At 39.6% G+C, this 19,935-nt stretch carries 21 protein-coding genes and 1 tRNA gene; 16 read left to right on the top strand and 6 right to left on the bottom strand.

Going from position 1 to position 19,935, the window contains the following annotated elements; translation table 11 throughout:
- Nucleotides 1-2: 2 nt before the first annotated feature.
- From ACYQ3A_RS03010 to ACYQ3A_RS02965, 10 genes are all read left to right on the top strand, one after another.
- Nucleotides 3-452 (top strand): hypothetical protein, encoded by a 450-nt coding sequence (locus ACYQ3A_RS03010; RefSeq protein ID WP_459895537.1) that lies wholly within the window; start codon nucleotides 3-5, stop codon nucleotides 450-452.
- The gene (locus ACYQ3A_RS03005) at nucleotides 452-1,324 is read left to right on the top strand and encodes a phage tail protein (RefSeq protein ID WP_459895535.1); all 873 of its coding nucleotides are present in this window, start codon (nucleotides 452-454) and stop codon (nucleotides 1,322-1,324) included. The genes ACYQ3A_RS03010 and ACYQ3A_RS03005 overlap by 1 nt, the downstream gene beginning before the upstream one ends.
- Entirely contained in the window at nucleotides 1,324-2,769 is a 1,446-nt protein-coding gene (locus tag ACYQ3A_RS03000) for a phage tail-collar fiber domain-containing protein (RefSeq protein WP_459895534.1), read from the top strand. Before ACYQ3A_RS03005 ends, ACYQ3A_RS03000 begins: the two co-directional genes overlap by 1 nt.
- 12 nt (nucleotides 2,770-2,781) lie before the next feature.
- On the top strand, nucleotides 2,782-3,681 hold the full coding sequence (locus ACYQ3A_RS02995) for a hypothetical protein (RefSeq protein WP_459895533.1): 900 nt from the start codon (nucleotides 2,782-2,784) through the stop codon (nucleotides 3,679-3,681).
- 11 nt (nucleotides 3,682-3,692) lie between these two features.
- On the top strand, nucleotides 3,693-4,292 hold the full coding sequence (locus tag ACYQ3A_RS02990) for a hypothetical protein (protein ID WP_459895532.1): 600 nt from the start codon (nucleotides 3,693-3,695) through the stop codon (nucleotides 4,290-4,292).
- A gap of 2 nt (nucleotides 4,293-4,294) precedes the next feature.
- On the top strand, nucleotides 4,295-4,846 hold the full coding sequence (locus tag ACYQ3A_RS02985) for a YiiX/YebB-like N1pC/P60 family cysteine hydrolase (RefSeq protein ID WP_459895530.1): 552 nt from the start codon (nucleotides 4,295-4,297) through the stop codon (nucleotides 4,844-4,846).
- Complete coding sequence (locus ACYQ3A_RS02980; protein WP_459895529.1) at nucleotides 4,833-5,312, top strand: putative peptidoglycan-binding domain-containing protein; 480 nt, start codon at nucleotides 4,833-4,835, stop codon at nucleotides 5,310-5,312. Before ACYQ3A_RS02985 ends, ACYQ3A_RS02980 begins: the two co-directional genes overlap by 14 nt.
- Nucleotides 5,300-5,770 carry a hypothetical protein gene (locus ACYQ3A_RS02975; RefSeq protein ID WP_459895528.1) on the top strand — a complete coding sequence of 157 codons (471 nt, stop codon included), beginning with the start codon at nucleotides 5,300-5,302 and terminating at the stop codon, nucleotides 5,768-5,770. Before ACYQ3A_RS02980 ends, ACYQ3A_RS02975 begins: the two co-directional genes overlap by 13 nt.
- Before the next feature lie 108 nt (nucleotides 5,771-5,878).
- The gene (locus ACYQ3A_RS02970) at nucleotides 5,879-6,649 is read left to right on the top strand and encodes a DNA adenine methylase (RefSeq protein WP_459895526.1); all 771 of its coding nucleotides are present in this window, start codon (nucleotides 5,879-5,881) and stop codon (nucleotides 6,647-6,649) included.
- A 102-nt stretch (nucleotides 6,650-6,751) separates the two neighbouring features.
- Nucleotides 6,752-6,976 (top strand): hypothetical protein, encoded by a 225-nt coding sequence (locus ACYQ3A_RS02965; protein WP_459895524.1) that lies wholly within the window; start codon nucleotides 6,752-6,754, stop codon nucleotides 6,974-6,976.
- Between the two features lie 282 nt (nucleotides 6,977-7,258).
- Here the strand turns inward: ACYQ3A_RS02965 and ACYQ3A_RS02960 are convergent.
- Nucleotides 7,259-7,334: transfer RNA gene (locus tag ACYQ3A_RS02960), tRNA-Asn, on the bottom strand.
- Nucleotides 7,335-7,513: 179 nt separating this feature from the next.
- On the opposite strand from ACYQ3A_RS02960, the gene ACYQ3A_RS02955 reads away from it, so the two are divergent.
- Together ACYQ3A_RS02955 and truD are read left to right on the top strand one after the other, a co-directional pair.
- Entirely contained in the window at nucleotides 7,514-8,017 is a 504-nt protein-coding gene (locus tag ACYQ3A_RS02955) for a D-glycero-alpha-D-manno-heptose-1,7-bisphosphate 7-phosphatase (RefSeq protein ID WP_459895523.1), read from the top strand.
- Entirely contained in the window at nucleotides 8,014-9,183 is a 1,170-nt protein-coding gene (gene truD / locus ACYQ3A_RS02950; protein ID WP_459895521.1) for a tRNA pseudouridine(13) synthase TruD, read from the top strand. Before ACYQ3A_RS02955 ends, truD begins: the two co-directional genes overlap by 4 nt.
- On the opposite strand, the gene ACYQ3A_RS02945 is transcribed toward truD, so the two are convergent.
- The 3 genes from ACYQ3A_RS02945 to ACYQ3A_RS02935 are packed head-to-tail and all read right to left on the bottom strand — an operon-like array spanning nucleotide 9,180 to nucleotide 11,562.
- A complete protein-coding gene (locus tag ACYQ3A_RS02945; protein WP_459895519.1) occupies nucleotides 9,180-9,701 on the bottom strand; it encodes a hypothetical protein in 522 nt (173 codons plus the stop codon). The genes truD and ACYQ3A_RS02945 overlap by 4 nt on opposite strands.
- Nucleotides 9,702-9,713: 12 nt before the next feature.
- Nucleotides 9,714-11,060, bottom strand: coding sequence for a 16S rRNA (cytosine(967)-C(5))-methyltransferase RsmB (rsmB, locus tag ACYQ3A_RS02940; protein ID WP_459895518.1), 1,347 nt, complete (start codon nucleotides 11,058-11,060; stop codon nucleotides 9,714-9,716).
- Entirely contained in the window at nucleotides 11,035-11,562 is a 528-nt protein-coding gene (locus tag ACYQ3A_RS02935) for an adenylate kinase family protein (protein WP_459895516.1), read from the bottom strand. Before ACYQ3A_RS02935 ends, rsmB begins: the two co-directional genes overlap by 26 nt.
- 53 nt (nucleotides 11,563-11,615) lie before the next feature.
- Between ACYQ3A_RS02935 and carB the strand changes: the two genes are divergently transcribed.
- A complete protein-coding gene (gene carB, locus ACYQ3A_RS02930; RefSeq protein WP_459895515.1) occupies nucleotides 11,616-14,831 on the top strand; it encodes a carbamoyl-phosphate synthase large subunit in 3,216 nt (1,071 codons plus the stop codon).
- Nucleotides 14,832-14,845: 14 nt separating this feature from the next.
- A complete protein-coding gene (locus ACYQ3A_RS02925) occupies nucleotides 14,846-15,400 on the top strand; it encodes an acyl-CoA thioesterase (RefSeq protein ID WP_459895514.1) in 555 nt (184 codons plus the stop codon).
- Nucleotides 15,401-15,454: 54 nt separating this feature from the next.
- Here ACYQ3A_RS02925 and ACYQ3A_RS02920 read toward each other — a convergent pair whose 3' ends face one another.
- Nucleotides 15,455-16,270, bottom strand: coding sequence for a CsgG/HfaB family protein (locus ACYQ3A_RS02920; RefSeq protein WP_459895512.1), 816 nt, complete (start codon nucleotides 16,268-16,270; stop codon nucleotides 15,455-15,457).
- 175 nt (nucleotides 16,271-16,445) lie between these two features.
- On the opposite strand from ACYQ3A_RS02920, the gene lepA reads away from it, so the two are divergent.
- Entirely contained in the window at nucleotides 16,446-18,242 is a 1,797-nt protein-coding gene (lepA, locus tag ACYQ3A_RS02915; protein ID WP_459895510.1) for a translation elongation factor 4, read from the top strand.
- A 66-nt stretch (nucleotides 18,243-18,308) separates the two neighbouring features.
- Here lepA and hpf read toward each other — a convergent pair whose 3' ends face one another.
- Nucleotides 18,309-18,881 (bottom strand): ribosome hibernation-promoting factor, HPF/YfiA family, encoded by a 573-nt coding sequence (gene hpf, locus ACYQ3A_RS02910; protein WP_459895509.1) that lies wholly within the window; start codon nucleotides 18,879-18,881, stop codon nucleotides 18,309-18,311.
- Between the two features lie 61 nt (nucleotides 18,882-18,942).
- Here hpf and ACYQ3A_RS02905 point away from each other — a divergent pair, with 61 nt between their 5' ends.
- Nucleotides 18,943-19,926 (top strand): DUF814 domain-containing protein, encoded by a 984-nt coding sequence (locus ACYQ3A_RS02905; RefSeq protein ID WP_459895508.1) that lies wholly within the window; start codon nucleotides 18,943-18,945, stop codon nucleotides 19,924-19,926.
- Nucleotides 19,927-19,935 lie beyond the last annotated feature (9 nt).

Here is a 19,935-nt window from a genome sequence, read left to right as displayed (position 1 = left end):
CCATGGCTTTGATGGTTAACGGTAGAGAGGTTGATTGGGGACAGGTTGAAATAGGAATAGCAGACTGTCCACAAACATTAAAGGACCACATTATCGGCATTGAGTACGAAGATAAAGAAAACGTGAAACCCAGATATGGAAGAGGAAACGTTCCCATTGGCTGGACTAAAGGAAGATTTGAGGGAAATGGAAAACTCACTTTGACAGCCACGGGATTTCAAATTCTCATGGACTGGGTTAGAGGAAAAGGAAAAGAGAGAGTTTCTCAAATACCACCTTTTCCAATTGTCATAACCTATCTCGATGACGAAACCAATGTGATGATGAAAGACACTATTCCTTCTGTAAAGCTTGATAACCCAAAGACCAAGGCAAACGAAGGAGACGAAAAGATAGACGTTGAAATCTCCTTCATCATTCTCCAGCCAATCAAGTGGAGGGAGAAAGTCTAATGATAGAAAAGTGGCTCTGGGAACTACTACCATCATCTTTTAAAACGTCCAACAAGGAACCAGAAGATACTGACGTTTATAAGCTCCTTAAAACCTGGGCAAGTGTAGCTGAAGGTTTCAGGCAATCTGCTTTTTCTGCCAGACGTCAAAAGTTCCCGGAGCTTTCTGACGACAAAGTTCTCTATTTGCTTGGAAAAGAAAGAAATCTTGAGAAGTTTAGATACGAAGGTTCTGATGAATTTCGAGAAAGAATTAGGAAATCTGTTGATTTTTGGTTCCAAGCTGGAAGCGTAGAAACCCTAAAGGAAATTCTAACAATTTATGGATTCCCTGGGGTAGAAATTAAATCTGTTAGACGGGAAGATCCTGAAAAGTGGGCTGAGTTTGATGTTGCTCTGGAAAGAAGAACTCTAATCGAAAATGTGAAAGAAAGAGTAGAGCTTGTAACGAATGTAATCAACCATCTAAAACCTGCCCATGAAAAGTTAAGGTATTTTCAGTTGAATTTTATATTTGAGACTGAACACCAAATAGCAGCAAGCTCTAACCTCTCCACCTTCACAAAAGCCACATTTGAAGAAGACAGTGAAAAGAAAATCCTTATGTCCCAGGATGGAGAATACAAAATCCTCGGAACTGGCATAAAGCCAGTTACTTTTACCACTGCCACTTTTGAGGAAAACAGCGAAAAAGTAATCACCGCTGGAGACGGAGTTTCAATCTTTGCTGGAAACGTTACCGCAGATGGTTTCTTGAAAGCTTCCTTTGAATCAACAGAAACAGAATGGGATTTCTCCTCTACTTGTGCAGTTACAGGCAGTTTCAACTCAGTTGCCTTTATCAGGATTAACCTCACTGGAGGAATCAACTAATGGCAGAAGAAATTAAACTAATACCGATAACCACAACAGCAGGATTGCAAAAATTCTTTCAGGTTAGTGGACTTCCAGAAGTAAGACTAAAGCTTACTCATATAGGTTTTGGAGATGCAGGATATACTCCAGAGAAAAGCCAAACAAGTCTGAAAAACGAAATAATCAGAGTTCCAATTGCTTCTGGAAAGGTTTTCCCTTCCGATGGCTACATGGACTTATCTGCCCTCCTTCCAGAAGATGCTCCTGAATTCTGGATAAGGGAGATAGGCTGGTATCTTGAAGACGGCACTCTCGCTTTTGTCTGGTCTCATCCAGAAGTTCCTATTGCATGGAAAAATAAAAATCTAAAGCTTTTGACTGGAATATCTGTAAGAGTAACAGACGTTCCTCTGGACAAGATAGAGATAGTTGAAAGCAATCCAGACCTGAAACTTCTTTACACGGAAGAGTTTGCTCAAGTTTCCCGAATTCTCACAAACCATGAAATTGCGATTGTAGCCATTAAAGATAAGGCAGACGAAGCCATTGAAATTGCAAACGACATAAAAGAAAGACTTGAAGCTCTACTACCTTATGTCAGCAGTATTGATGAAAAGACAGCTGACATAGAGAACAACCTTCTCCTTGAACAACTTACAGATCAGACGGTTCTTGCAAGAATAGGGCAGGCTATTACCACCCTTACGGAAAAGCTGAACCTTGTTAACACAAGTAAACTTCAAGAGGTAGAAGAAGAGATAGACCGAATAGAAAAACTCCTCCAGCAGGTCAAGGACAAAGTTGACTCAGATGTAGTTGCAGGTTTCCAGAAAGAAATAGACAGCCTCAAAAGTCAAGTTGATTCCCTGAAAGACTCAAAAGCAGATAAAACTTATGTTGATAATACTTTTGTAAAAACCACAACTCTTGAAGATTACGCAACTAAAAGCTACGTAGATAACAACTTCACGAAAACAGCAGACTTTACCACTTCAAAAAGACGTTTTTCCGATTCTTCACCAACCCTTAGAGTAGGAGATTCTATCGTAGTTGAATTTGATGGGACTGAAGCCAAAGTATCTTCAATCTTAGAAAAGGGGATCTACACCGTGGCAGTTTTTGTGGATGACTGCCACGGCAACAACGGAACGCCGGTAATACAGATAACAGACAACAAAGGAAATGTTCAAGAGTTTAAACCGATTGGAGACGGAACAATCAATGACGACGCACTCTTCCTATTCAGACTTTTCTGCGGAAACGAGGGACTAACCATAGTTGGAGAGGCAAGCTACGACATAGACACAAGCAGAAGTTTTAACAGCACCTATTCTTCCTTCAATCAGCACTTTGACTTTGGTGTAGATGCTTCAACGGTAAGAGACATCATATTCAAAGTTTTAGACAACAACGGCAGTGCCATTTCAATAGCTGGAAAACTCTCAATAACCAAACTCATATAAAGGAGGTAAGCGATGGACTTAACACAAACGATACTGGAGCTTAAAGAAAACACTTCTGAACTTTTACAACGCTGGACAACCCAGAGCGATAAGTGGAACCAGCAGGTTAATGATTTAGTTAACTATGGGAAAAGTAAGATTGATGGGTTTATAGCTGGAGCAGAAGCAACAATAAAAAGTTGGTGGGCACCAATATTCTACGTTAATCAGCAAACTGGCAGTGACAACAATGAAGGTTCAGAATCTTCTCCTTTTCAGAGCCTCAAAAAGGCAATTGATTCCGTTCCAGTAGGCGGATATGGCATAGTTGTGCTTCAGGATAACTACACACTTCAAGAAAATATAGATGTTAGAAACAAGACTATTTCTGTTGTCGGTACATATTCTTCCGACCAAGATGATTTTAAAGAACTTTTTGCATCTGCCTATGAAACTTGGACAGGAAAGGCATCTGTACACGGCTTCCATCTTTATGGAAGTGCAACAATAGGTTTTCGTGGCTTGAAGATTACATTAGGTCACATAGATAACAAGAACGTAGAAAATTACTCAGGGGACGCAGGCTTTATAAAGCTTGGTACAGGAAGTATACCCATAACAGCAGGAATTAACTTCAACAGGTGTGCAATTCATTATACAGGGACTTGCAATGGCAACATAATACCCATACTTGCTATTCCTTACTGGGACACAGGAACGTTTGCCCATTTAAACTTCTATGCATCCTCAATTACTTTACCAGTTTCGAGTGGGAGTTTTATAAGAGTCCACGGGATTTTAGGACTAACTGTAAAAGGAACTTCGCTTAAAGACGAGAGTTCGAATGACTTAGAGTGGAAAGGGGTTATCGCAGGCATCATAGAAGACACTAATGGAAGACCAATAAACATTATCTCTACAACTGTTCTATAAGGAGGGTAAAAATGATAAGAGTACTTAAAGTAGGAAAAACCATATACAGAAACTTTAATCCCAAGGTAGTAAAACCAGTTGCTTTTGATGAACAAGGAAATCCAGTTCAATTTGAAGAGTCTTATGCTCTTCAAGAATTATCGAATGAAAACATTGCAAAAGGATATTTTAAGGACACTCTCTCTTGGTTCACTGACTTCTACATCCAGCAAAAACTCTCTGAAATAGACGAAGACCTTGCAGACATAACCTCAGAAGCTCAGGTAATAGAAGGAAGGATTCTCTACATAGCAGCACAGGAAGGCATTGCAATTACCACAGATGAAGTTAAGCAGAAAATTGCTCTATTTGTAGCTGGAGCTTACACGCAAGAGCAAGCAATTGAAGACTTAAAGGCAAAAGGACTATCAGACGAGTCTGTCCAGAAAATCCTTCCTCTTCTTGCCCGTGCAGTGGAGATTGCCAGGATATTCAACTGGAAAGAAGAAATCTGGGATAAGGAAGGAGAGCTTGAGAGTCAAATAGACTCAATGAACCTTGAAGAACTCCTCCAGCTTGATGTGAAGAAACTCTGTGAGGATACCTATTCAGAAATTCCACTTGAGGTTTAACAATGGGAGCGAGAGACCTCCTCAAAGTGTATATCCTTGCTTCCATAGGGAAGTCCCTTACAAGCCAGCCTATAAGGATAAGGCAGTGGGGCTTCCCCTTTACTCATATAGCCTTCATTGTTGACCTTAAAGACAGGAACGATCCGGTTGTTATCGAAGCCTGGTGGAACGGAGTAAGATACGGAAAGTTTTCAGAAGTCCACACACCAGGGACAGAGTTTGCTGTTTACTCAGTAGAAGTCACAAAAGAGCAGAGAGATGAAATAAGACACTTCCTCCAGAGACAGATAGGGAAACCTTACGACTGGCTTGGAATTTTAGGATTTGTCTTCTTTAATCCGAATCTGGAAAGCAAGAACAGATGGTTCTGCTCTGAATTGGTATTCACAGCATTTAAGCAGGCAGGAGTAGAACTTCTGAAAAACACTCATCCTTCAGAAGTCAGTCCCCGTCTATTCTTGAAGTCTCCACTTCTCCGGTTTGAATACTCCACAAAACTCCCAGAGGTGAAAAGTGGCGTTCAAAGAGGTACTCCCAAAAGTGTTACAGCTTGAAGGCGGTCTTAAACTTCACCGCAATCCTACAGAGCAAGCAGAAACTTACGCTGGCATCTATCGCAAGGCTCATCCAGAATGGGAAGGTTGGAAATGGATAGATAGAGGTCAAAAACCGCCTTTTGAGCTTGTAGAGAGCTTTTACTACGACAACTTCTACAAGCCATTTGAAAAAGTGAAAGATGAAAAAGTAAAAAGCCTACTTTTTGAAACAGCAGTCAATCTCGGCGTGAAGCAGACAGTGAAACTACTTCAAAAAGTCCTTGGAGTTAAAACAGACGGAATATTGGGAGTCATAACACTGCAGGCTCTTGATTCAGTTCCAGAAGAAGATTTTATCAGGGACTTTACCCTTGCAAGGATAGCGTTCTATACGGCATTAGCGAACAAAAACCCGAAGAGATACGCCCTTTACTTAAGAGGATGGGTCAACCGTGCACTGGAGGCTATGTCATGGGTTTCTTGAATTTCCTTACAGGCGGACTGGGAAAATCAATAATAGATGGCGTAAAAGACCTCGTAGATGATTTTGTTACGACAGATGAAGAAAAGTTTGAGCAGATGATAAAGAAAGCCGAACTACAGCTTAAAGAAGGACAGCTACAACTTGAAAGAGAGAAAGCCTACCTACAGGATACTCAAAGTGCCAGAGAAACCTATGCGAAAGTTTCTACTTCGGATTCAGCTCCATTTATAAATAAGATTTTCCCCTCTGTCCTTGCTTTAACAACAGTAATAGCAACCTTCCTGCTCTTTTTTTACTTTGCTCGAGGACAGTTTACTGGGGATAAGAAAGACATTGTGATTTACATCCTCGGAGTTCTCTCTACCATAACCACTCAAATATTTGCCTTTTACTTTGGGAGCTCTGCTGGAAGTAAAGAAAAAACAGAGATTCTCAAAAAATTAAACACTGGGAGATAGGAGACATCCTTGAACTCCTGCCGTTCCCCTCCTGTTGTTTCAGAATCTTCCCTTTTTGAAACACAATTCATCTATTCTTTCCTATTTTGAAACAAAAGGAGGAAAGAGATGATTCCTTACATTGGAGGAAAATCACGTTTAGCAAGCTGGATCATTAGCCAATTTCCTGAGAACTACACAAGAATGACCTACGTTGAACCTTTTGGTGGTGCTGGCTGGGTTCTATTCAAAAAAGAGAAATCACTGGTAGAGGTCTATAACGATAAGGATGAAATGCTTGTCAACCTCTTCATCGTTCTCAGGGACCACTTTCAGGAGTTCCGCAGAAGAGCTCATAGAACTCTCTACTCCCGACGGATATTTACCCTTGCAGTAGAACAAATAAGGAACAACTACTTCAAAGACAACATAGATAAAGCTGTTGCTTTTGCTGTTTCTGTTGTTCAATCCTTCTCAGGAACACGACATAGCTGGTCATACGGGATTTCTAAAAAAAGCAGAAGCGAAAACTGGCTTGCTTTCCTGAGAAGACTAAATGAAATCAGATACAGACTTTCAACTGTTCAGATAGAATGTTTAGACTTCAGAAAAGTTATTGAGAAATACGACACTCCTAACACACTTTTCTATCTTGATCCTCCCTACGTTGGAAAAGAAAGCTATTACCAGGGAGGCTTTACCGAAAAGGATCATATAGAACTTGCAGAACTTTTGAAAAACATAAAAGGCAAGTTTCTTCTTTCTTACTATCCCTGTGAACTTGTAGAGGAACTTTATAAGGATTTTAATTGGGAAACGAAAGAAGTTAGTAAATTCAGCTCTTATGCGAAAGAGAGGAGCCGTCCACGAGGGACAGAGCTCCTCATAAGAAACTTTTAAGTGGCAGTATGTCCCCCTTTGGGGGGACATTTATAATCATAAAACCTGGTCATAAAATAATAGCATATTATCAGTTTTGACTTTTTTCTAAAATTCTCTTTTATGGGAAAGGCAAAACGTATCTTACAACTCATTAGAAACAAAGAAAGAAATGCTCACTTACTTGTAAATCCAGTTCTATGGGAACTCTTTGGAATGACATGTCGAGAAGAGGGGGTTTCCGCCAACCATAAGATATCCGAATTAGTCTTAGAATATCTTGAGGAAAAAGGAGTTCTTGAAAAGTTTCTTAATGGAGAAATTAACATAGAAGAGGGTAAAAACTAATCCGTTTTGGTATAGATAACAGCCTTCAATAATTAGTGATGTCTAACATTATTTGTCATGATTAATGAAAGGGATACAAGAAAAATGGAACAGATAACTTTTATAATATGCTAATATTGATTGAGAGATTTAATCTTGCTGAAGTGTGATATATCATGACATATCATGATACGTTGTTCCATTTTTCCTTGTTTTTACATTAATCTTGCTGAAGTGTGATATATCATGACATATCATGATACGTTGTTCCATTTTTCCTTGTTTTTACACAAAAATAAAAAATGGCTCCCCGGGCCGGCCTCGAACCAGCGACCTGGTGGTTAACAGCCACCCGCTCTACCCGCTGAGCTACCGGGGAACCTTGCTGAACAATAATATAGGAAGTAAGGTGACATGTGTCAAGTGGGATTAATGCTTCCATCATCAAAATTAGCTGTTCCTTATCCTTCCAGTACTTTACGAGTTGAAAACCTTTGATTCCATCATAACATTACTCTTAAATAAATTGAACACATTCAGAGCTCTGGAGTAAGTTCTATGAGAAAAGCCGTATTTCTTGACAGAGACAATACTCTCATAAAAGATGATGGGTATATCCACGAACCAGAGAAAGTTGAGATTCTTCCTACGGTTCCAGAAGGGTTAAAACTTTTGAAAAAAGCTGGCTATCTTCTTATCGTTGTTAGCAACCAATCTGGAATTGGCAGGGGCTACTTTGAGGAAAAGGATTTCCATGCTGTGAATGAAAGACTTCAGGAACTCCTCAAACCTCATGGTGTCCAAATAGACGACTTCTTCTTTTGTCCCCACAGACCTGATGAAAACTGCAACTGTAGAAAACCAAAAACAGAAATGGTTGAAAAGGCAGCTAAAAAGTGGAACATTGATTTATCAAAGAGTTTTGTTATAGGGGACAAGGAAATAGACGTTATGCTGGCTTTCAATGCAGGCTGTAAAGGAGGAATACTGGTAGGTTCAGAAACCTTTCAAGATTTTCTCTCAGCAGCCAAACAGATCCTGTCTCTGACGGAGGAGAAGTGAAGCTATACAACAAGATAAAGAGAAAACCTGAGGATTTCATAGTTGAAGAAATTCCTCTCCTAAAACCAGAAAAGGATGGTAAGTACTGGCTGGTAAAACTGAAAAAATCCAATGTTTCCACTCTGGAGGCTTTAAGAGTTATCTCTCGACTTTTGAAAATTCCCCTTAAAAAAGTCGGCTTTGCTGGCCTTAAAGACAGATATGCAATAACAGAACAGTACTTAACTATTCCTGTTGATTATGAGGTAGAGAAAAAGTGCTTCAAACTGGTTAATAACCGCTGGATAGAGACGGAATCTGTTAACTTTGAAAAGGAGATGGGATTCTGCCTTGAGCCTTCAGGAAAGGTCAATAGACCGCTGACTCTTGGAGATTTGAAAGGAAACAGATTTATCCTCACCGTCAGGAACTTCGAAAAAAACCTGAGAGAAAGGTTTTACAGAAATCTTGAGATAGTCAAGAAATACGGCTTTCCAAATTACTTTGGAGAACAACGGTTTGGAAGTGTAAAAAGCCGTGACGATTTTGTTTTAAGATACCTTTTGAAAGGAGATTTTGATGGAGCTCTGAGGAGCTACTTCTTCGGCAAAAGTACCGTTGACTACTGGGGAGACTGGCGAAAACTTTACAAAACTCTTTCTCCAGCCCTTGAGGAATACGAAAAGGATTTGATCAGAGGCTTGATGAGGGGACTTACAGCCGAAAAAGCCTTTAGAATTCTTCCAAAAAACGTAAGACTTATGTTCAACTTCGCTTTTCAGAGTTTCCTCTGGAATGAGTACCTAAGAGAGTACATTGAAGCAAAATATCCTTTTGAGAGAGTTCCTTTCATAAACAACTGGAAACTGAGCTACTACCTTAAGGTCTACGACGTAAATTACCTAAGGGAACTTCTGATTCCCTATACAGGCCATCAATTTCCACCTGAAGACAAACTATTGAGAAAAATAATCAAAAAGGTTCAGAAGAAATATAAAATAAAAGAAGAGTGGTTTGATATGGAAGTTGGTGGAATGAAAGTTATGACCGATGGTGTGAGAAAAGCCACTGTTTTTCCAGAGGAATTTAAAATACTTGAAAAGACAAAACGTACTATAAAGCTAAGGTTTTCTCTTCCACCTGGCTCTTACGCAACAATCTTATTGAGATTTTTACTTAAAGTTTAAAACGTTCCTGTTCCTATTTCTTTTTGACTTTTCTTTGCAGAAAAGATAATTTCTTTTCCTTGTTTTTCTCCCAAGGGGTTTATGGAAGGAAAAGAAGGAGAAGGAGAGGGTGTTTTAATCATCGCTCTAAGATTTTCTATTTCTTTTAAGAGAGCTTTTCTATCCTCTTGAAGAAACATTATAGCTTCTTCTAACTCCTTTATTTTATCTTCTGTTTCTACTTCTTTTACTATTTCTTTAATAGAAGAGTTCCTAATTCTCTTCTTCTTAATTTTGTCTTCTAACTCGTATAATTCCCTTTCTAAGCTTTCTTTTTTTCCGTACAGAATAGAAATCGTATTTTCTAAGGATCTATATACTTTATACAGCTTCTTTAAATCATCTTTTAATTTTCTTTTCTCGTCCTTATACTTTTTTATTTTACCTCTATAGAAATAAAAAGCAGCAAAAGTACCTGCTGTACCATAACCAAAGCCAACCATGAAAGACAAAAGAACCACCCCGGCTTCTATTTTCATTTCTTCCCCTCTTTAATTCGATTTCTTTAAAAAAGCATAAAAGAAACCGTCCATATTATCTCTATGAGGGAATACTCTCAGAATTCCCCTCTCCTCAAAAGGTTTAAGATTGGTTGGCAAATTATATAATATTGCTCTCTTATATCCTACTATATATTCAGAGAAATATATATTCTCTTCTCCTTCTTCTCTTTCCAACGAACAAACGCTGTAAAGAAGAATTCCCCCTGGTTTTAAAAGCTTGTAACAACTACTTAAAAGATTTCTTTGAATTATCTGATTGTTCTTTATCAATTTCAAAGACTTATTCCACTTACCCTCTGGATGTCTTCTTATTACACCTGTTGCACTGCACGGAGCATCTATGAGAATTCTATCGAAACTACCTTCATATTTTTCAATAAATTTTTTGTCCTTTTGAATGTCTGTTACTATTGGTTCAACATTTGATATACCAAGTCTTTTAATGTTATCTTCTAAGAGTTTCATCCTCTCTTTGCTAATATCAACAGCAATTACCTTTGCTCTGTCCAGTGTCAAAGAAGAAATGGCTGTTGTCTTTCCTCCCGGTGCTGCACCAACGTCAAGAATAAGTTCTCCTGGTTTCGGATCGAGGAGGTAAGCCGACAGAAAAGAAGCTGGATCCTGAATGTAAAAGTAGCCTTCCCTATAACCAGGAATTGTTTCTATAGAGACTCTTCCTTTGATTCTGATCATATCTGGAATAAATGGATGAGCTTCAGCATCTATACCAGCTTTCTGGAAAAGATCTAAAAGTTCCTGTTGAGAAATTTTTATTCTGTTAACTCTGATAAAAAGAGGCGCAACTCTATTTAACCCCTTTAAAAGCTCTTCTATTTCTTCCTTTCCGTAAAACTCACTCCACCTTTTTATCATCCAAGTTTCAAAAGAGTAAAATGTAGAAATCCTTTCAAAGTAATCGGAGATATTTTCAATTTCTCTTCGGTAATCAAAGTTTATTAGTTTTTTTGAAACAGCGTTCACAAATCCTGCTATCTTCTTTCCTGCTAACCTTTTCACCGCCTCAACGGTTTCGTTCACGGCAGCATAAGGGGGAACATTTGTAAAGAAAAGCTGATAAGCAATGAGTCTCAGTCCATTTCTAACAGCGTTTTTCTGTTGTTTTAACCTCTTTCCTGTAGCTTTCTCAATAGAAAAATCAAGAAGTTTTAAATACCTTACAGTTCCTGAAACAATTTCTCTTATGAAAGCCCTATCTAAAGGGGAAAGATTTACGGTAAACCTTTCTACATGCTCCTTAAGTTTTTTATCCTTCTCAAAAGCATTGAGGATTTTTATTGCAATCAGTCTCTCATTCCAGCCAGTCAACTTCTTCAAAGACCTCTTCACCGCTCAGCCCTTTCAGTATGAGTTCCACTATCTCTTCAGGAGTTCTATTGGTTGTGTCTATATGCAAAATTCTTTTAGCTTTTGGATTTTCTATTGCTTCCGTGGCAATTACAGCAAACCTTTCTGCTTCTTCATTTTCCTTGATTTTCTCTTCAGAATATCCCCTTCCTGCCAGTCTTTCGGGAATTTTTTCTGGATTAACCCTGAGAATAATTAAGATGTCGGACGGAATGTAGTGTGCAACAAGTCCTTCTGCTACAAAATCCTTTTTATCTTCAAAAAAGTTCTCCAGTTTCTCAATGTCAACTATAAATGCATCTCTTCTTTCATCAAACTCTGAGTATAATTTCTCTTCCTTGACGACCTCGGAAATGTTGTAAATCGGTAGCGCTAATTTTTTAGAAAGAATCCTTGCAATAGTTGACTTTCCTGTTCCGGGTGTTCCAGTTATGGTCAGTTTCAAGTTTTCCTCCGGCAGTAATTTTAACACCTCTGAACAAAATTTAGATAAAATTTCCTAAAACATATAACCTGGAGGCTCCTTTGCCAAAGAGAACGGATCTCAAGAAAATACTGATAATCGGCTCTGGACCTATAGTCATCGGTCAAGCTGCAGAATTTGATTACTCTGGAACTCAAGCCTGTAAAGCTCTAAAGGAAGAGGGTTATCAGGTAATTCTTGTAAACTCCAACCCAGCAACGATAATGACCGATCCAGACATAGCAGACAAGACTTACATAGAACCTCTAACTGTTGAAGTTCTTGAAAAAATCATTGAAAAAGAAAGACCGGACGCCCTCCTTCCAACAGTTGGTGGACAAACTGCTCTCAACCTTGCTGTGGAACTCCACGAAGCTGGAATTCTTGAAAAGTACGGCGTTGAACTGATAGGTGCTAAGGTTGAAGCAATAAAAAAGGCAGAGGATAGAGAACTTTTCAAAGAAGCAATGCTAAGAATAGGGCTTGAGGTTCCCAAAAGTGGGCTCGCACGCTCCTTAGATGAGGCTATGGAGGTTGTGAAAGAAGTTGGTCTTCCAGCAATTATCAGACCTGCATTTACACTCGGTGGAGAAGGCGGAGGAGTAGCTTACAACATTGAGGAGTTTAAAGAAATTGCTAGAAAAGGTCTTGAGGCGAGTCCAATTAACGAGATTCTCATTGAGGAGAGTGTCCTCGGGTGGAAAGAGTACGAACTTGAAGTTATGAGAGACCTAAACGACAACGTTGTTATCATCTGTTCAATTGAGAACGTAGATCCAATGGGAGTTCACACTGGAGATTCTATAACTGTTGCTCCCGCACAGACATTGACAGACAAGGAATATCAGATTCTGAGAAATGCCGCTATTGCAATAATCAGGGAAATTGGTGTTGAAACTGGTGGTTCAAACGTTCAGTTTGCCGTTAACCCGGAAAACGGCAGGATGATAGTTATTGAAATGAACCCCAGGGTTTCCCGTTCTTCAGCCCTTGCTTCAAAAGCTACAGGATTCCCTATTGCAAAGATAGCAGCGAAGTTAGCAGTTGGATATACACTTGATGAGCTCCCCAACGACATTACAAAGAAGACTCCAGCCTCCTTTGAACCAGCTATTGACTACTGCGTTGTGAAATTTCCAAGGTGGGCTTTTGAAAAGTTTCCAGAGGCAGATCCAACACTTACAACAAGGATGAAATCTGTCGGCGAAGTTATGGCAATTGGTAGAACCTTTAAAGAAGCTCTTCTCAAGGCTATAAGATCTCTGGAAACTGGAAGATATGGTCTTCTCATGAAAGGAGTTAGTGAAATCTCAGATCAGGAACTTGAAAGCAGGATTGCCGTTCCAAGTGCCGACAGAATCTGGTACATTGCAGAAGGTTTAAGAAGAGGATGGTCTATAGATAAAGTCCATGAACTTTCAAAAGTTGATAGGTGGTTCCTCCATAACATAAGACAGCTCGTTGAACTTGAAAGCGAAATCAAAAAGTACACAATTGACACTGTTCCCCCAATCCTTTTCAAGTTTGCCAAAAAGTGGGGATTCTCTGATAGATACATTGCAGAGCTCCTCTCTGTTTCTGAAAAAGAAGTAAGAGAAAAGAGAAGAAAACTTGCACCTGTCATGTACAAAACTGTTGACACCTGTGCTGGTGAGTTTGAAGCATACACGCCTTACTATTACTCTACTTACGATGGAAGGGAATGTGAGGCTAATCCAACTGAAAATAAAAAAGTAACAGTCTTTGGTTCTGGGCCCAACAGAATCGGTCAGGGTGTAGAGTTTGACTATTGCTGCGTTCACGCTGTCTGGGCTTTGAGAGAGCTTGGTTATGAAGCTCACATGGTAAACTGCAACCCTGAAACTGTTTCTACAGACTACGATACTTCAGATAAGCTTTTCTTCGAACCGCTTACTCTCGAGGATGCTCTGAACATCGTAGAAAAAGAGAAGCCAGAAGGGGTTATCGTTCAGTTCGGTGGACAGACACCACTCAAGCTCTCTGTTCCACTTGAAAGAGAGGGAGTAAAGATCCTTGGAACTTCATCTGAAAGCATTGACATAGCAGAAGACAGAGAAAGGTTCAGAGAGCTTCTCAACAAGCTTGGGCTGAAACAACCTCCATCAGGAATCGCCAGATCACTGGAAGAGGCCGAAAAAATTGCAGAAGAGATAGGTTTTCCCGTCCTGATGAGGCCTTCCTACGTTCTTGGCGGAAGGGCAATGAGGATTGTCTATGACATGGACGAACTCAGGACTTATATGACAGAAGCTGTTGAGGTTTCCGAAGATAGACCTGTCCTCATAGACAAGTTCCTTGAAGATGCAGTCGAGTTTGACGTTGATGCCGTTTGCGACGGCAAACGTGTAGTTATCGGTGGAGTAATGGAACACATAGAAGAAGCCGGTATTCACTCAGGTGATAGTGCTTGTGTTCTACCAACCTTCTCAGTACCAAAAGAGATAGTTGAGGAAATAAAGGAAATCACAAGGAAAATAGCCCTTGAGCTAAAAGTCAAAGGATTGATAAACATCCAGTTTGCTGTTAAGGATAACGAGATTTACATAATTGAAGTTAACCCAAGAGCTTCAAGAACAGTTCCTTTCGTCAGCAAGGCAACAGGAATCCCACTTGCAAAAATAGCCACAAAGGTTGCAATGGGTAAAACCCTTGACGAGTTGGGAGTTGAAGAAGTTGAACCTGAATACTACTCTGTGAAAGAAGCTGTCTTTCCATTCAACAGATTTCCAGAGGTTGATCCGGTTCTGGGACCGGAGATGAAATCAACTGGAGAGGTAATGGGAATAGACGACAACCTTGGAATTGCCTTCTACAAGGCTCAATTAGCAGCTGGTTCACGACTCCCTGTGGATCCTTCAAGAGGAAAGGTCTTCATCAGCGTTAAGGATAGGGACAAGGCCAAGGTTTTCGGTATAGCTAAAAAACTTGCAGATATGGGATTCAAGATTATTTCAACAGAGGGAACCTACAATTTCCTTAAAGAGAAAGGAATTCCTGTTGAGCTCGTTTACAAAATCCAGGAGGGAAGGCGTCCAAACATTGGTGATCTAATCAAAAATGGTGAAATCATTCTCATAATCAACACTCCATCTGGAACGAGATCAACAAAGGACGCCGTTAGCATAAGAAGACTTGCCGTTAACTACAACATTCCTTACTACACAACAATAAGAGGGGCTCAAGCTGCCGTAATGGCAATAGAATCTATGAGAAAAGGACAGCTTAAAGTAAAGTCACTTCAGGAATATTACTCATAATTTGAGGAGGAAAAATGGCAGAAGAGAAAAAGCAACAAGAAAATCAGGTTATAGTTGGAAGCATGCCCTACAGGGTATCAATGGCCGAAGTTGATGCGTATGGCGTTATGTACTATGCAAGGTTCTTTGAAATGTTTGAAAGAGGAAGAACAGAACTCTTTAGAGCTCTCGGCTTCGAGTATAAGCAAATATTCCAGCAAAGACAGATTCTCATGCCTGTTGTTGAAGCTGCATGTAGATATATTGCACCTGTAGTTTATGATGACCTTGTAACTGTCGAAACTGCAATAACAAGCATTGGCTCAAGAGGTATCAGATTCGACTACAGAGTTCTAAGGGATGATGTCGTATTGGCAGTTGGATTTACTCAACACATTTTCATCGATCCACAGGGAAGGCCAGTTAACTTTGGAAAGGAAATTGTGGAAGAGCTCAAGAAAAAAGGCATCATAAAAGAAAATCAAGAAGTTCTGGCTCAAGAACAGGAAGAGAAAAAAGAGGAAAACATATCTGACAAGCTCAAGAAGTTAGTTGTTGAAAGAATTAAAAATGAAGAAAAACCCAACTAACAAGATTTCTCCATTACTAAAGTAGGCAGAAGGGGGGAAAACTTCCCCCTTTATTTAAAAATTATCATCACTTCCAAGAAGGTCTTTATTGTTGTTTACAGCTTGAGTCTGGGATTTCTTAGGCTTTTTCTTTATCACAGGCCTTTCCACTATCTTGTCGTGAGCGTACTTTTCCGCTAAGGAGTTAACTGCTTGAACTATAACATCTCTTGCAACCGCATCAAGGGCAAGGTTCTTAGACCAGCTCCAACCTCCTCCAACACCGGCACCACCAACTCCACCAGCTCCAAACAGTCCCCATGAAGTTTCCTTGCTATTTGCGCTAAATGTTTTGGCAAAGTCAACTTCTAAGGTTGTAGGATCAAGTACAGAAATATCTACGCTAAGTTTTGCTTCCTGAGTATCTTTCTTGATAGCTCCAAGAACAGGTATAAAACCTCCTCCTAAGGCTCCACTGCTTCTTGACAGAGATATATCTGTAATAGTTAGGTTAATGAACTTGTCAATTTTTGGTGGTTTGATTTTTTGGCCTGTTGCCTCCAGTTTCTTTTTTAGTTTATTAAACCTATCTAAGTCAATAATTTTAAAGCAATTGCTTTCTCTTAAAGCGGTAAGCAACATGTCTCCTAATCCTTTCCCTACAGATTGAACACTACCTGAGCCTCCAAACAGTCTTGCTAAAACGTTCTGTTGAGGAGATGAGGGAGATACACATGCTTCTGCCTTACATTCAACATCTCCCAGGGCTACTGTCATTACGGGAGCAGAACACTTATAAACAGGAATTTCTTTTTCTTTGACCTCTGTTGTTCCTGCTATTGCTTGGTGGGAAAGCAGAAGCATCCCGGCAACCAACATTAGTTTTTTCATCCTTGTCCCTCCTGTCAAACTTTCTTATGTTGCTTTTTTGAGAGATATGATAATAAAATTTAGTGGCACTTGCCACTTGTTATAGGTTAAACTAACCAACCAATTTAGGGCTTGCTGTAAATAAGAAAAAAATTTCCTATATTTCACTTAGTCTAAAACTTTCAGAGGGAGCTCTATGAACCAGGAACTTATAAGGAATTTCTGCATAATTGCTCATATAGATCATGGAAAGTCAACTCTTGCGGATAGGCTTCTTGAATATACGGGAACGGTTTCAAAAAGAGAACTCAAAGAGCAGATGCTTGATACTCTTGAGTTGGAGAGAGAAAGGGGTATTACCATTAAACTTAACGCAGTTCGAATGAAGTACACGGCGGATGATGGTAAAACCTACACAATGCATCTCATAGACACTCCCGGACACGTTGACTTTACTTATGAAGTTTCAAGAAGCCTTTCTGCCTGTGAAGGAGCTCTTCTCGTCATTGATGCAACACAGGGAATAGAGGCTCAAACTATTGCTAACTTTTTCCTCGCTCTTGATGCTGGACTGGAGATTATTCCGGTTATAAACAAAATTGATCTTCCGAGTGCTAATATTGAATGGGTGAAAGAGCAGATTGCTGATGTTTTAGGTCTTGATCCAGATGAAGCGATCTTAGCGTCTGCCAAAGAAGGAATTGGAATAAAGGAGATTCTTGAGGCGATAGTTAAAAGAGTTCCACCTCCTTCTGGTTCTCTTGACAAGCCATTGAAAGCTTTGATTTTTGATTCTTTCTACGATAACTACAAGGGAGTTATTCCTTTCATTAGAGTTTATGATGGGGTTATCAAACCTGGAATGAGAATCAGACTGATGTCGAATAACAAAGAATTTGAAGTTGTTGAGGTAGGAACCCAGTCTCCAAACATGGTGAAACTTGATAGCCTTGGAGCAGGAGAGGTTGGCTGGATAGCGGCAAACATTAAGAATATTGAAGATACTCAAGTTGGAGATACGATAACTGATGCTGAAAATCCAACTGAAGAACCATGTCCTGGTTTTAGACCGGCCAAGCCGATGGTTTTTGCAGGCCTCTACCCTGTGGATTCTGATCAGTATGAAGCTTTGAAAGAAGCTCTTGAAAAATTGAAGCTAAATGATGCAGCACTCTTCTTTGAACCTGAAACTTCAGCTGCTCTTGGATTTGGTTTCAGGTGTGGTTTCCTAGGGCTTCTCCACATGGAAGTAATAAAAGAAAGGCTCGAAAGGGAGTTCGGACTTGAGTTAATAGCAACTGCTCCAAGTGTTGTTTATAAGGTTTACCTTAATGATGGAACTGTTTTAGATGTTCAGAATCCAGCAGAGATGCCACCACGAGAGAAAATAGAGAAAATAGAAGAACCTTATATCACAGCTTCGATTATTACTCCTGCAGACTACGTTGGTCCGATTATGCAGCTCTGTCAGGACAGGAGAGGTATTCAGACAGGTTTCACATACCTTGACCAAAGTAGAGTTGAACTGAGATACGATATGCCACTTTCAGAGATTCTCTTTGATTTCTTTGATAAGTTGAAGTCTGTCTCGAGAGGTTATGCATCATTCGATTACGAATTTGCGGGTTATAGACCTTCTGAACTTGTTAAACTCGACATCCTGATAAATGGAAAACCTGTAGATGCTCTCTCTGTTATAGTTCACAAGGATAAGGCATACCAGAGGGGAAGGCAGCTTGTTGATAAGCTTAAGGAGATAATCCCGAGACAGCTCTTTGAGGTTGCTATTCAGGCTGCCATTGGGAATAAGATTATTGCCCGTTCAAACGTTAAGGCTTTAAGGAAAGACGTCCTTGCCAAGTGTTACGGTGGTGACGTAACCCGTAAGAAAAAACTCCTTGAGAAACAGAAAGAAGGTAAAAAAAGAATGAAGATGCTTGGAAGAGTTGAAGTTCCTCAGGAGGCATTTCTTGCTGTTTTGAAGGTAGAGTGAGAATTAATTCCCTACCCTGAACCTCCCCCATCAAGGGGGAGGAAACTGAATAAGGGTAAATAAAGGTTACCTGCAGGAAGGCATCTCTATCAATCCTATGTTTCCATCTTTTCGTTTATATACAACAGTTGCGTTTCCCGTTTCTACATTACAGAAAATAACAAATTCCCTGTTTGAATCAAGGAGTTTAACTACAGCATCTTCTACAGAAATTGGCTTATAAAGCTCAGGCTCTTCCTCAATGATTTCAATGGGTTTCTCGACGACCTCTTTTTCTTCTGCAAGAGTAATACCTCTTTTGAAAGAGTTTTTCTGGGCTTCTCTTATGGCTTCAGTCCTAACTTTATCCTTTAGCCTTCTTAACTGCTTTTCAGCTGCATCTATAACGTAATCGATAGCTGTATAAAGGTCATCAGTTTCTTTCTTTATAATCAATGTGTGGTCAAAAACGTGGTAAATGATAATTTCTACAGAAGAGCGATACTTCTCTTTTTTTACAATTATGTCTGCAAAGAATTCTCTCCTGTCGTCGTCTCCCAAGTACTTTTCAAGTTTTCTAAATTTCTCCTCCAGTATGTTTTTAATAGCTCCTGTCAGGTCAATACCGTCACCTATCATGTTCAGTCTTAGAGTTGCCATCCCTTCCTCCTTTTACTAATATCTCCTACTTTTAAATTAAATCAAATAGGGAGCTGTGTCTATGGAAAAGAAAAAAGTTTACCTTCTTTTTTCTGGAGGGTTGGACAGCATTATTGCTGCGAAGCTTTTGAGGAATTTGGGATATGAAGTTGTTGGAGTTCATATAACTTCTCCCTTTTTCCAGAAAAACTTAGAAGAGTTAAAGAAACTTGCGGAAAAACTTGGTATAGAGTTGAAAATCATAGAAGCTGGGGATGACTATCTGGAAATGCTAAAAAATCCTGTTTATGGATATGGAAAAAACATTAATCCCTGTATTGACTGTAAGGCTTATATGTTGAGAAAACTTGGAGAAATAGCTGGGAATAACATTATCGCTACCGGTGAAGTTCTTGGTCAGAGGCCTATGTCTCAGCATTTAGATGGTTTTAGAAAAATAGAGAAGCTTTCCGGATTAAAGGGGAGAATTCTAAGGCCTCTATCCGGTAAGTTGCTTCCTCCGACAGTTTATGAAGAAGAAGGTATAGTTGAAAAGGAAAAGCTGCTGGATTTAAAGGGGCGTTCAAGGAAAAGATATCCAGAGATTCTGGAAAAGTTAGGAGTGAATTTGGAAAATCTTCCGACCCCAGCAGGAGGGTGTCTTCTAACAGAACCAGCTTTTGCAAAGAAAGTGAAAGATTTAATGGATAACGATGAACTAACGTGGGAAAATGTGAGACTTCTGAAAATTGGAAGGCACTTCAGGATTGGAAACTGTAAGCTTGTTATCGGTAGGAATAAGAAAGAAAATGAACTTCTGAGAGAGTATAGTAAAAAAGACGATTTTCTGTTGAGGACTCCTGGGGTGCCTGGTCCTACTGCTATTTTAAGATGTAAGGTAGAACCTGAACTATCTCAGCTTGAAACAGCAGCAGGTATTGTTGCGAGATACTCTGATGCGAAGGAAGAGCCTTCTGTTGAGGTGGTGGTGGAAAAAAATGGTAAACTAATAAATAAGCTGTTAGTTAAACCAATATTTGATCTCAGTAGGTTTGCTATTACTTAGGAGGGAGAA

It is taken from the genome of Desulfurobacterium crinifex (assembly GCF_054656775.1).
This window is presented reverse-complemented; position numbering and strand designations above follow the sequence as displayed.

What these genes read in the sequence shown, in the direction of transcription:
- ACYQ3A_RS03010 (WP_459895537.1), top strand. Translation starts at nt 3, where the DNA reads ATGGCTTTGATGGTTAACGGTAGAGAGGTTGATTGGGGACAGGTTGAA.
- ACYQ3A_RS03005 (WP_459895535.1), top strand. Translation starts at nt 452, where the DNA reads ATGATAGAAAAGTGGCTCTGGGAACTACTACCATCATCTTTTAAAACG.
- ACYQ3A_RS03000 (WP_459895534.1), top strand. Translation starts at nt 1,324, where the DNA reads ATGGCAGAAGAAATTAAACTAATACCGATAACCACAACAGCAGGATTG.
- ACYQ3A_RS02995 (WP_459895533.1), top strand. Translation starts at nt 2,782, where the DNA reads ATGGACTTAACACAAACGATACTGGAGCTTAAAGAAAACACTTCTGAA.
- ACYQ3A_RS02990 (WP_459895532.1), top strand. Translation starts at nt 3,693, where the DNA reads ATGATAAGAGTACTTAAAGTAGGAAAAACCATATACAGAAACTTTAAT.
- ACYQ3A_RS02985 (WP_459895530.1), top strand. Translation starts at nt 4,295, where the DNA reads ATGGGAGCGAGAGACCTCCTCAAAGTGTATATCCTTGCTTCCATAGGG.
- ACYQ3A_RS02975 (WP_459895528.1), top strand. Translation starts at nt 5,300, where the DNA reads ATGGGTTTCTTGAATTTCCTTACAGGCGGACTGGGAAAATCAATAATA.
- ACYQ3A_RS02970 (WP_459895526.1), top strand. Translation starts at nt 5,879, where the DNA reads ATGATTCCTTACATTGGAGGAAAATCACGTTTAGCAAGCTGGATCATT.
- ACYQ3A_RS02965 (WP_459895524.1), top strand. Translation starts at nt 6,752, where the DNA reads ATGGGAAAGGCAAAACGTATCTTACAACTCATTAGAAACAAAGAAAGA.
- ACYQ3A_RS02955 (WP_459895523.1), top strand. Translation starts at nt 7,514, where the DNA reads ATGAGAAAAGCCGTATTTCTTGACAGAGACAATACTCTCATAAAAGAT.
- ACYQ3A_RS02945 (WP_459895519.1), bottom strand. Translation starts at nt 9,701, where the DNA reads ATGAAAATAGAAGCCGGGGTGGTTCTTTTGTCTTTCATGGTTGGCTTT.
- ACYQ3A_RS02925 (WP_459895514.1), top strand. Translation starts at nt 14,846, where the DNA reads ATGGCAGAAGAGAAAAAGCAACAAGAAAATCAGGTTATAGTTGGAAGC.
- ACYQ3A_RS02920 (WP_459895512.1), bottom strand. Translation starts at nt 16,270, where the DNA reads ATGAAAAAACTAATGTTGGTTGCCGGGATGCTTCTGCTTTCCCACCAA.
- lepA (WP_459895510.1), top strand. Translation starts at nt 16,446, where the DNA reads ATGAACCAGGAACTTATAAGGAATTTCTGCATAATTGCTCATATAGAT.
- hpf (WP_459895509.1), bottom strand. Translation starts at nt 18,881, where the DNA reads ATGGCAACTCTAAGACTGAACATGATAGGTGACGGTATTGACCTGACA.
- ACYQ3A_RS02905 (WP_459895508.1), top strand. Translation starts at nt 18,943, where the DNA reads ATGGAAAAGAAAAAAGTTTACCTTCTTTTTTCTGGAGGGTTGGACAGC.